The sequence below is a fragment of the Bradyrhizobium diazoefficiens genome (genome assembly GCF_016612535.1).
Taxonomy (GTDB): Bacteria; Pseudomonadota; Alphaproteobacteria; order Rhizobiales; family Xanthobacteraceae; genus Bradyrhizobium; species Bradyrhizobium diazoefficiens_C.
This window is the reverse complement of sequence record NZ_JAENXS010000001.1, coordinates 1,620,661-1,631,741: the sequence shown is the minus strand read 5'-3', so window position 1 is coordinate 1,631,741 and position 11,081 is coordinate 1,620,661. Positions and strand designations below refer to the sequence as shown.

Sequence of the window (11,081 nt, the reverse complement as noted above, 5' to 3'; positions counted from 1 at the left end):
TTGACCCCGGCAAAAAATCCATAATCCTTCTGCCACCAGGGAATAGCCAATCGCGCCCCGAGGCTGCATGATCGGCCTGGAGGACGTGACGCGCGGCAGGAAGCTCGACTGACATGAAACGTCTCAAAATCCTGCGCAGGTGGTTCGCGCGAAAATTCGGCTTTGCGCGGATGGTCTGCCTCGGGCTGCTCGTCGTCTTCGCCGGCTTGCGCCTCTGGGATCCGCCGCCGGTGCAGGAGTTGCGGCTGCGCACCTTCGACATGTTCCAGCTGATCGACCCGCGCGACAAGGGGGTGCGACCGGTCACCATCGTCGACATCGACGACAAGAGCCTTGCCAGGTTTGGCCAATGGCCGTGGCCGCGGACGCGGATCGCGGACATGATCATCAACCTCACCAACAATGGCGCGGTGGCGATCGGCTTCGATGTGGTGTTTTCAGAGCCCGACCGGCTCAATCCGGATCTGATCGCCAGCCAGATGCGCTATCTGGACGACGCCACCCGCACCAGGCTGCGCGAGCTGCCGAGCAACGACCAGATCCTCTCGGACGCGATCAAGCGTTCGCGCGTGGTGCTGGGCGAGACAGGGCAGCAGGAGATCACGTCCGAAATCGACAAGACGCTGCCCTTCACCGGCGTTGCCACGGTTGGCGAAGCGAACGCCGAACGCTTCATGTTCGAATTCCCCGGCCTGCTCCGCAACGTGCCTGTCATCGAGAAAGTCGCGGCAGGCCGCGGCCTGTTCAGTATTCCGACCGAGCGCGACGGCCTGATCCGCCGCGTGCCGATGATCATGCGCGCCCAGGGTAACACCATGCCCTCGCTCAACCTCGAGATCCTGCGGGTCGTGACAGGGACGCCGACACTGCTGGTTCGCACCGACAAGACCGGCATCCGCGCCATCCGCCTCAAGGGCGTCGAGATCCCAACCGACAAGAATGGCCAGCTTTGGGTCCATTACGCTCGCCACGATCCCTCGATCTACGTCTCCGCGGCCGACGTGCTCGACAACACCGTGCCGCCGGGCAAGATCAACGGCAAGCTGGTGCTGATCGGCACGTCCGCAGCCGGGCTGAACGACATCAAGACCACGCCGGTGTCCTCGACCATGCCCGGCGTCGAAATCCACGCTCAAGTGATAGAAAGCGTGCTCACGGGCGCGGTGATCTCGCAACCGAACTACGCGCTCGGCGTCGAGCTGCTCGCCGCGCTGATCATCGGCATTCTCGTCATCATCTTCACGCCGAATCTCGGGCCGGTGCGGCTTGTGATCGCGGGCGCGATGTTTGCCGGCATCCTGATCGGCACGTCCTGGTTCTTCTATTGGAAGTACCGCTATCTGATCGACTTCACCTATCCGCTGCTGTCGACCACCGCGATCTACCTGACCTTCATCTTCGCGAGCTTCGTGCGCGAGCAGCGGCAGCGGAAGGAGATCCGCGGCATCTTCGCGCAATACATGTCGCCCGTGCTGGTGGAGCAGATGGCGCAGTCGCCGGAAAAGGTCGTGCTCGGCGGCGAGGAGCGCGAGATGACCATCATGTTCTCGGACGTGCGCGGCTTCACCACGATCTCGGAGAGCTACAAGCACGATCCGCAAGGGCTCATCGTGCTGATGAACCGCTTCCTGACGCCGCTCACCGACGTGATCATCGAAGAGAAGGGCTACGTCGACAAGTATATGGGCGACGCCATCATGGCGTTCTGGAATGCACCGCTCGACGATGGCAAGCACCAGGTCAACGCCTGCGAGGCCGCGGTCCGGATGCTCGAGAAGATCGACGTAGTCAACAAGGAGCGCGAACAGGAAGCCGCCGACGGCGGCCACGTCTACATCCCGCTCAACGTCGGCATCGGCCTCAATACCGGTATCGGCGTGGTCGGCAACATGGGTTCCGACCTGAAGAAGAACTATTCGGTGCTTGGCGACAGCGTGAACCTGGCGTCACGCCTTGAAGGCCAGACCAAGGAATACGGCTTCCCGATCATCGTCGGCTCCCGGACCGCGCTCGCCGCCAAGGACAGTTTCGCAATTCTCGAGCTCGACTTCATCATGGTCAAGGGCAAGACCGAGCCGGAGGTGATCTATGCGATTGCCGGCCGCGAGGACGTGATGCATTCGGGTGCGTTCCAGCGCCTGCGCAACATCACCATCGAGATGCTCGGCTGCTACCGCAATCGCGACTGGCAGGGCGCACTCGACGCCATCGAGCGCGGCCGCCGCAGCGAGGACGCCGACACGCTGGAGAAGCTGTTCAAGCTGTACGAAGCGCGCATCAAGGATTTCCAGCTCGATCCGCCGCCGGAGGGCTGGACCGGGGCGTTTGCGCTGCTGACGAAGTAGCGGCAGATGAGCGGTTTGTAGGGTGGGTTAGCCCTGCAGATGCGCAGAGCGCATCTGCAGGGCGTAACCCACCGCTGTCTCTATCCGCGGAGACAGGCGTGGTGGGTTACGCCTTCGGCTAACCCACCCTACCATTGGCCCTCACTCCACCCCGATCGTCGTGCTCGCCGATCTCAAGCGCGAGTTCGGCTTGACCTATCTCTTCATCAGCCACGACCTCAACGTCGTGCGTTACATCAGCGACCGCGTGCTGGTGATGTATCTCGGCGAGGTCGTCGGGCTGCCGCTTCCACACGCGCTGCGCGTTTGCGGAGCCGCTCTGCGCAAATGCCGCGCCAAAGCTCGCGGCCGTCGATAGAATGGGCCACGACGCCGCCTGCTACATGGCCATTCCGGGTTCAGGCCATAGCCGCGCGCGCCCATAGAGGAAACCGCATGACGAGACCGACGACAAAGGAAATCAGGGCGACGGCGCAAGTCGCAGGCGTCCCCGTGGACGACGAGATCGCGACGCGCATCTCCAATTCGATCGGGCCGGCCTTCGAGGGCTTTGAGGCTATCGCCGGAACGCTGCCGTTCGACCTCGAGCCGGCGCTCTATCCGCTGGCGCAGACGCAGAAGGTGTCGAAATGAGCACCGAGCCCGCATTGATGACGCTCACCGAGGTCGCGCGCGCGATCGCGATGAAGCAGGTATCCTCGCATGAGGTGACGCGCGCGCTGTTGCACCGTATTGCGCAGTGGCAGCCGCATCTCAACGCGTTCATGTCGATCGAGTCGGAAGCCGCGTTGAAGGCGGCCGATGCCGCCGACGCCGAGCTTGCCAAAGGCGAGGTCCGTGGTCCGCTGCACGGGGTGCCGCTGGCGCACAAGGACATGTATTACGATGCCGGCCACGTCGCGACTTGCGGCTCGCTGATCCGTCGCGATTTCGTCCCGACCGTGACGTCCACTGCCCTGCAGCGCTTGAAGGATGCCGGCCAGGTTCGCCTCGGCACGCTGCATCTCGCCGAGTTCGCCTATGGCCCGACCGGCCACAACGCCCATTATGGCCCGGTGCGTAATCCCTGGAATGTCGCGCATATCACCGGCGGCTCGTCGTCAGGTTCGGGCTCGTCGGTCGCCGCGCGGCTGACTTATGCGGCGCTCGGCTCGGATACCGGCGGCTCGATCCGCATGCCCGCGCATTTCTGCGGTGTCACGGGGCTGAAGACCACGGTCGGCCGCGTCAGCCGTGCCGGCGCGATGCCGCTGTCGCAATCGCTCGACACGGTGGGCCCGCTCGCGCGCACCGCCGAGGATTGCGCGCTGCTGCTGGCGCTGATGGCTGGCCCGGACCCTGAGGATTCCACCTGTAGCCACGAGCCGCTGTCGGACTATGTCGCGGCGACCAAGGGCTCGCTGAAGGGCCTCAAGATCGGTGTGCCCGCGTCGTTCTATGTCGACGATCTCGACAGCGAGGTCGCGCGCGTGCTGGACGAGACGATTGCGGTGCTCAGGCGCGAAGGCGCCGACATCCTCACAGTCGAGTTGCCCGACCAGCGGCAATTGTCTTCGGCGAGCCAGCTCGTGCTCGCGGCGGAAGCGGCCGCCTTCCACAAGCGCTGGATGATCGAGCGTCCCCAGGATTACGGCTCGCAGACGCTGATGCGGCTTCAGAACGGCCTCGCCGTTCCCGCCATCACGTATCTGGAGGCGATGCGCTGGCGCGGGCCTGCGCTTGCCGCGCACAACGCCGCGGCGGCCGGCGTCGACGCGATCATCGCGCCGGCATCGCCTGTGCCGGCGCCGACGATCGAGGAGAGCGATGTCGGCGGCGGACCGGACGCGCCGGCGCTGTTGCAGCGGCTGACGCTGTTCACCCGTCCGGTGAACTTTTTGGGCCTGCCGTCGCTCACCGTGCCGTCCGGCTTCACCAAAAGCGGCCTGCCGATCGGCATGCAGCTGATCGGCCGCTCTTTCGACGAAGCGACCCTGCTCACCATCGGCGCCGCCTTCCAGCGCGTCACCGACTATCAGGACCGGGTCCCCAAACTGCCGTCATGACAAAGCTCGTCGATATCGCAGGCCTCAACATCCGCTTCACCGGCGAGCGCACGGTCTATGCACCCCGCCTTCGTTGGCCGAGAAGCCTCACAACTGCTCCTTCGCCCCGCGTTGTAAGCTTGCCGAGCCGCGCTGCCTCGAGCAGCTGCCGCCCAACGTGGAGGTCGGCCCGGGCCGGGCGGCGAGGTGCGTGCTGGCGGAGCCGGTGGCCGCTTCGTAACCGATGCGCTCCGGAATTCGAAAATCCCCTGCGCCATCCCGCACTTGTCACAATCCACCGGCCGTGTTCGAAAAAGCGCAGTTCTACTGTGCATGGGGTTGTTTTCGACATTTTTGTCGGACTGAGGCCACCCCAAGTCGTCGGGAGCAGTATTCAGACCCCGTTCATCCCGGTTCCCGTTCCATGGCCCCCGTTCACGGAAGAGGGATCTGACTTATGTACATTTCCAATGAAGGCCTGCTCGTCATTCTGTTCGTCGGCCTGGTGGCCGGCTGGCTTGCGGGCAAGGTGGTGCGGGGAACCGGGTTCGGCATCATCGGCGACATCGTCGTCGGCATCGCCGGCGCGCTGGTGGCGAGCTTCCTGTTTCCCAGGCTCGGCATCCATATCGGCACCGGGCTGGTGTCCGAGATCGTCTATTCCGCCATCGGCGCGGTTATCCTGCTGCTGGTCGTGAGGCTGGTGCGCGGCGGCGGCCGGTTCTAGCCTCCCCGGTTTCAGTCGATCGGAACTTTGCGCCTCTCCCCGAGCTGGGGAGAGGCGTCATTGTCTGCCATAAAAAGCCGCAAAGACTGTGAAATACCGGACTTGCGCATCGGGCCGTCCGAGGTAGATGTGACGGTGTCCGGATTCATTCGATTGCGTTGCACGCAGGGGAGAACCCGTTATTAATCCGGGGCGCGTACGCCTCAATTTGCCTTTGGATTTAGGGCTTTGGAAATCGGGGTTTTGCCCCTCACCCGAAAGAGATCAGACTGATGGCAGCCGTTCCCGGCCTCCGCCGTTCAGAGCTCGGTGACGCGCTGCGGGCCTGCCGCACGGCGCTCGTCGGCCTTGCCTTCATGAGCTGCATGATCAACCTGCTCTATCTGACAGGGTCGATCTTCATGCTGGAGGTCTATGACCGGGTGCTGCCGAGTCGCAGCATCCCGACTCTGGTCGGCCTGATCGTCCTCGCCAGCGGCCTCTATATGGCGCAGGGCGTGCTCGACATGATCCGCAACCGCATCCTCGGACGGATCGGAACCGCGCTCGACGAGGCCCTCAACAAGCGCGTGTTCGACACCATCGTGCGCCTGCCGCTGCTGGTCGGCAGCCGCAACGAAGGGCTGCAGCCGCTGCGCGACCTTGACAATGTCCGCTCCTTCCTCGGCGGCATGGGCCCGAGCGCATTCTTCGACCTGCCCTGGCTGCCGCTCTATCTCGCCATCTGCTTCGCCTTCCACGTCATGATCGGCGTGACCGCGCTGGTCGGTGCCGTCATCCTGGTCGGCCTGACACTGGTCACCGAGTTCCTGTCCCGGCAGCCGGCGAAGGAGGCGATGGGCCTTGCCGCCCAGCGTAACGATCTCGCCCAGTCCAGCCGCCGCAACGCCGAAGTGCTGGTGTCGATGGGCATGGCCGGCCGGCTGAACCGGCGCTGGAGCGAGGCCAACGAAAAATACCTCGCCGGCAATCAGCGTGCGAGCGACGTCGCCGGCGGCCTCGGCGCGATCGCAAAAGTGCTGCGGATGATGCTGCAATCGGCGGTGCTCGCGGTCGGCGCCTATCTCGTCATCCACCAGGAGGCCACCGCCGGCATCATCATCGCGGGCTCGATCCTCTCGGCCCGCGCGCTGGCGCCGGTCGATCTTGCGATCGCGCATTGGAAATCCTTCGTCGCGGCCCGCCAGAGCTGGCATCGCCTCAGCCGCCTCCTGGAGCAGATGCCGGCGCAGATGATGCCGACCCAGTTGCAGGCGCCCACCAGTCGTCTGTCGATCGAAGGCGTCGCCATGGTGGCGCCGGGCGACCAGCGCCTGATCGTCCAGGACGTCAATTTTGCTCTCGAAGCCGGCATGGGCCTTGGCGTAATCGGGCCGAGCGGCTCCGGCAAATCGTCGCTGATCCGCGCGCTGGTTGGCGTCTGGCAGCCGGTCCGCGGCAAGGTGCGGCTCGACGGCGCGGCGCTCGACCAGTGGGCGTCCGACGTGCTTGGCCGCCATATCGGCTATCTGCCGCAGGACGTCGAGCTGTTCGGCGGCACCGTCGCGCAGAACATCAGCCGCTTCGATCCGGAGGCTACTTCCGACGGCATCATCTCCGCGGCCAAGGAAGCCGGCGTGCACGAGATGATCATCAAGATGCGCGAGGGCTACAATACCCAGGTCGGCGAGCAGGGCACCTCGCTCTCCGCAGGCCAGGCGCAGCGCGTGGCGCTGGCGCGCGCGCTCTATGGCAATCCGTTCCTGATCGTGCTGGACGAGCCCAATTCCAATCTCGACACCGAAGGTGACGAGGCGCTGACCCGCGCCATCCGTGCCGCGCGCGAGCGCGGCGCCATCGTCATCGTGGTGGCGCACCGGCCGATCGGCGTCGAAGCGGTCGACCAGATCCTGGTGCTGCGCGACGGCCGCATGCAGGCCTTCGGGCCAAAGGAGCAGGTGCTGGCGCAGGTACTCCAGCCGCGCGTCGCACCGCCGACGCCAATCAAGGTCGTCAGTGAAGGCGGAGTGGCCAAAGCATGAGTACGATGACCGTTGCCGGGACAAAGCCCGCCGCGAACAGGACCGTGCAGCAGTCGATCCGGTTTCACCTGATCCTGGGGCTCTCGATCGTGCTGTTCCTGGCGGTCGGCCTCGGCGGCTGGTCGTCGACGGTGCTGATCTCCGGCGCGCTGATCGCGCCGGGCCAGATCGTGGTCGAATCCAACGTCAAGAAGGTGCAGCATCCGACCGGTGGCGTGGTCGGCGAGGTGCGCGCCCGCGACGGCGATTTGGTCAAGGCCGGCGATATCGTGGTGCGGCTCGACGATACCGTGACCAAGGCCAACCTCGCCATCGTCACCAAGAATCTCGATGCGGCGCAGGCGCGCGCGGCGCGGCTTCAGGCCGAGCAGCGCGGTCTCGACAAGATCGAGTTCCCGCAACCGCTGCTCGATCGCGGCGACGATCCCGACGTCAAGGCGCTGCTCTCCGCCGAAACCAAGCTGTTCGACGTCCGTGTCAACGGCCGTGCCGGCCAGAAGGCGCAGCTGCGCGAGCGTATCCAGCAGCTCAACGAGGAGATCGAGGGGCTCGTCGCGCAGGAGAAGGCCAAGGACAAGGAGATCGCGCTGGTGCTGCAGGAGCTCACCGGTGTGCGCGATCTCTATGACAAGCACCTGGTGCAGATATCGCGCCTGACCACGCTCGAGCGTGATAGCGCCCGCCTCAACGGCGAGCGCGCGCAGTACATCGCCCAGCGTGCGCAAGGCAAGGGCAAGATCACCGAGACCGAGCTCCAGATTATCCAGGTCGACAAGGACATGGTCAGCGAGGTCTCCAAGGATCTGCGCGAGACCAACGACAAGATCGGCGAGCTGATCGAGCGCAAGGTCGCGGCCGAAGACCAGCTCCGCCGCGTCGACATCCGCGCGCCACAGGACGGCATGGTGCTGCAATCGACGGTGCACACCGTCGGCGGCGTCGTCACCGCCGGCGACACCCTGATGCTGATCGTGCCGCAGGCCGACGACCTTCAGGTCGAGGCCAAGGTCAATCCGGTCGATATCGACAAGCTGCAGATCGGCCAGAAGACGCTGCTGCGCCTTTCCGCTTTCAACCAGCGCACCACGCCCGAGCTCAACGGGGTCGTCACCCGCGTCTCGCCCGACGTCACCACCGACCAGCGCACGGGCCAGAGCTACTACACCATCCGCGTCTCGATGTCGGCGGAAGAGGTCGCCAAGCTCGGCGACTCCAAGCTGATCCCCGGCATGCCTGCGGAAGCCTTCGTCCAGACCGGCGACCGCACTATGCTGTCCTATCTGATGAAGCCGCTGCACGACCAGTTCATGCGGGCGTTTCGGGAGAAGTGACGCGCGAAAGCGCGTCATCCCGGAGCGCGCTTAGCGCGCATCCGGGATTTCGAGCCACAGACTCGATCTAGTAGGGTGGATTAGGCGAAGCCGTAATCCACCACTTTTCTATCCGCGGAAGCAGAAGAGGTGGGTTACGCTACGCTAACCTACCCTGCGGCACCGCCTTCTTTGCTATAGTTCGACTCAGGTCCCATAAAACCCGGCCTCGAACCATGCAAGTCCCGCCCTCCATCGCCACCAAATCCTTCAACGACGCCGCGAGCGCCGTTGCCCGCCTTGAGGAGATCTACGAGCGCAACACCAAATTCCTGCGTGAGCGGTTCGAGGCCTATGTCACCGGCGAGGCGATCGCGACGCGGGTCCGCGCCTATTATCCCTTCGTCCGCCTCACCACCGCGACGCATGCGCGGCTGGATTCGCGGCTCTCCTACGGCTTCGTCGCGGGTCCCGGCGTGCACGAGACCAGCGTGACGCGGCCGGATCTGTTCCGTGCCTACCTCACCGAGCAGATCGGCCTCCTGATCCAGAACCACGGCGTTCCCGTCGAGATCGGGGAGTCCGCCGAGCCGATCCCGATCCACTTCGCCTATCGCCGCGACATCAATATTGAAGCCGCCATCACCACCAGCGATAATTCGCTCGTCACGCGGTCGCTGCGTGATGCGTTCGACGTGCCTGATTTGGCCGCCATGGACGACGCCATCGCCGACGGCACCTTCGAGCTTCAGCCGGGCGCGCCCGAGCCGTTGTCGCTGTTCCGTGCCGCCCGCGTCGACTACTCGTTGCGCCGGCTCTATCACTACACCGGCACCGACCCCGAACATTTCCAGAATTTTGTGATCTTCACCAACTATCAGTTCTACGTCGATGCCTTTGCGCAGCTCTGCCAGCAGCGGCTCCAGTCCGGCGAGGCTGGCCTCGAAGCCTTCGTTGCGCCCGGCAATGTCATCACGCACAGCGGCGGCGCGACGACCGGGGAAGCGCCTACGCGCATCCCGCAGATGCCGGCCTTTCACCTGGTCGCGCCCGGCTATCGTGGCATCAGCCTGATCAACATCGGCACCGGTCCGTCCAACGCGCGCAACGTCACCGATCACGTCGCGGTGCTGCGGCCGCATGCCTGGCTGATGCTCGGGCATTGCGCCGGCTTGCGCAACACGCAGCGGCTCGGCGATTACGTGCTCGCGCATGGCTATGTGCGCGAGGACCATGTGCTCGACCGCGAGCTGCCGCTGTGGGTGCCGATCCCCGCGCTGGCCGAGATGCAGGTCGCACTGGAGGAGGCGGTCGAGGACGTCACGGGGCTTGAAGGTTTCGAGCTCAAGCGCCTGATGCGCACGGGCACGGTCGCCAGCGTCGACAACCGCAATTGGGAGATCTCGGGGCCCGAGGTGATCCGCCGGCTGTCGCAATCGCGCGCTGTGGCGCTCGACATGGAATCGGCCGCGATTGCCGCCAACGGCTATCGCTTCCGCGTTCCCTATGGCACCTTGCTCTGTGTCTCCGACAAGCCGCTGCACGGCGAGATCAAGCTCGCCGGCATGGCCAGCGAGTTCTATCGCCGCCGCGTCGGCCAGCATCTCGAGATCGGGTTGAAGGCGCTGGAGCGGCTCAAGCAGCAGGAATCGGAGCGGCTGCATTCGCGCAAGCTCCGCAGCTTTGCCGAGGTGGCGTTTCAATAGAGCGAAGTCGCTCTTTGCTGCTGACAAGCGAAGCGATTTTCAGCATTGTCCGACGCGGGGCTCGACCGGGACGACTTGATGCCGCTGACGCGCGACAGGATCATTGGCCATGACCTGGAACGGCTGGCCTTCCGCTTCACCATGATGCGTGAAGACGAAGTCGTCCAGTGCCAGATCAGCGACGCCGCGATGGATGAGCTCGCGGGCATGCAGGGCACCGAGAGCAGCGCACGGCAGGCGCAGTTCACGTCGCTGCGCGAGACCATCGAGCGGATCGCCTCGGATGTCTACGACGAGGCGCCGCGGTTCAAAGGCTACGTGGTGCGGATCTTCATACGGCATTTGGGGAGATAGATTTCGCCTTCGCCAGGACGACATCGAGATTGAAGCGTGGCTACTCCATCTCACTTCCAAGCGATTGTGCGGCTACTCCGAGAGGCTCCTCAGCAACAGCTTCAGCGCCGTCGCTGCAAAAATCTGCATATTGGCGAAACGGTCGTTGCTGCCGGTCTCCAGCGTCATCACTTCCGCTGCCGGCCCCGCCACCGCCATGCAGCTGTGGCCGGCCGCATCGCCGTAGCGGTTGCCGGTGGGGCCGGTTGCACCGGTCTCGGACACGCCCCAATCGGAATTGAAGCGGCTGCGCATCTGTTCGGCGAGGAGTTTCGCGTAGGGCTCCGATGACGAGCGAAAACCCTTCATTCCCTCATCCGAAATATCCATCAGCACGCGTCTGGCGTCGCGGGTGTAGACCACCGCGCCACCGAGGAAATAAGCGGATGCGCCGGGGACCGCGAGCAGGCTCATCGAGATCAGGCCGCCGGTCGAGGATTCCGCGACCGCAATGGTCTGTTTGCGCGCGATCAGTTTGGCCGCGACCTGTTCCGCAATGCCGACGAGCTCTTTCATCCCTTTGACCTCTCTGTTCTCGCAACCGAGCTGCGCCTT

General features: G+C 64.7%; 9 protein-coding genes and 2 pseudogenes. 10 read left to right on the top strand and 1 reads right to left on the bottom strand.

Features of this window, described 5'->3' with window-relative positions; genetic code table 11:
- The first annotated feature begins 113 nt into the window (after positions 1–113).
- The 10 genes and pseudogenes from JJE66_RS07735 (at position 114) to JJE66_RS07695 (ending at position 10,487) form a co-directional block, all read left to right on the top strand.
- Complete coding sequence (locus JJE66_RS07735) at positions 114–2,345, top strand: CHASE2 domain-containing protein (RefSeq protein ID WP_200513590.1); 2,232 nt, start codon at positions 114–116, stop codon at positions 2,343–2,345.
- A gap of 160 nt (positions 2,346–2,505) precedes the next feature.
- A pseudogene (locus tag JJE66_RS07730) lies at positions 2,506–2,770 on the top strand (dipeptide/oligopeptide/nickel ABC transporter ATP-binding protein); the annotation flags it as partial.
- A 10-nt stretch (positions 2,771–2,780) separates the two neighbouring features.
- Complete coding sequence (locus JJE66_RS07725; RefSeq protein WP_200513589.1) at positions 2,781–2,978, top strand: hypothetical protein; 198 nt, start codon at positions 2,781–2,783, stop codon at positions 2,976–2,978.
- Positions 2,975–4,390, top strand: a complete 1,416-nt coding sequence (locus JJE66_RS07720; RefSeq protein WP_200513588.1) for an amidase — start codon at positions 2,975–2,977, stop codon at positions 4,388–4,390. Before JJE66_RS07725 ends, JJE66_RS07720 begins: the two co-directional genes overlap by 4 nt.
- 61 nt (positions 4,391–4,451) lie before the next feature.
- Positions 4,452–4,610 (top strand): annotated as a pseudogene (dppD, locus tag JJE66_RS37910) (dipeptide ABC transporter ATP-binding protein DppD); the annotation flags it as partial.
- Between the two features lie 216 nt (positions 4,611–4,826).
- Positions 4,827–5,096 (top strand): GlsB/YeaQ/YmgE family stress response membrane protein, encoded by a 270-nt coding sequence (locus tag JJE66_RS07715; protein WP_200513587.1) that lies wholly within the window; start codon positions 4,827–4,829, stop codon positions 5,094–5,096.
- A 272-nt stretch (positions 5,097–5,368) separates the two neighbouring features.
- On the top strand, positions 5,369–7,117 hold the full coding sequence (locus JJE66_RS07710) for a type I secretion system permease/ATPase (RefSeq protein WP_200513586.1): 1,749 nt from the start codon (positions 5,369–5,371) through the stop codon (positions 7,115–7,117).
- Positions 7,114–8,448: an HlyD family type I secretion periplasmic adaptor subunit gene (locus JJE66_RS07705; RefSeq protein ID WP_200513585.1), complete on the top strand. Its 1,335-nt coding sequence runs from the start codon at positions 7,114–7,116 to the stop codon at positions 8,446–8,448. Before JJE66_RS07710 ends, JJE66_RS07705 begins: the two co-directional genes overlap by 4 nt.
- A 215-nt stretch (positions 8,449–8,663) precedes the next feature.
- Positions 8,664–10,133 carry an AMP nucleosidase gene (locus tag JJE66_RS07700; RefSeq protein WP_200513583.1) on the top strand — a complete coding sequence of 490 codons (1,470 nt, stop codon included), beginning with the start codon at positions 8,664–8,666 and terminating at the stop codon, positions 10,131–10,133.
- A 78-nt stretch (positions 10,134–10,211) separates the two neighbouring features.
- Entirely contained in the window at positions 10,212–10,487 is a 276-nt protein-coding gene (locus JJE66_RS07695; RefSeq protein WP_200513581.1) for a DUF1488 family protein, read from the top strand.
- A 72-nt stretch (positions 10,488–10,559) separates the two neighbouring features.
- Here the strand turns inward: JJE66_RS07695 and JJE66_RS07690 are convergent, their stop codons facing one another.
- Complete coding sequence (locus tag JJE66_RS07690) at positions 10,560–11,042, bottom strand: CinA family protein (RefSeq protein ID WP_200513578.1); 483 nt, start codon at positions 11,040–11,042, stop codon at positions 10,560–10,562.
- Positions 11,043–11,081: the final 39 nt, after the last annotated feature.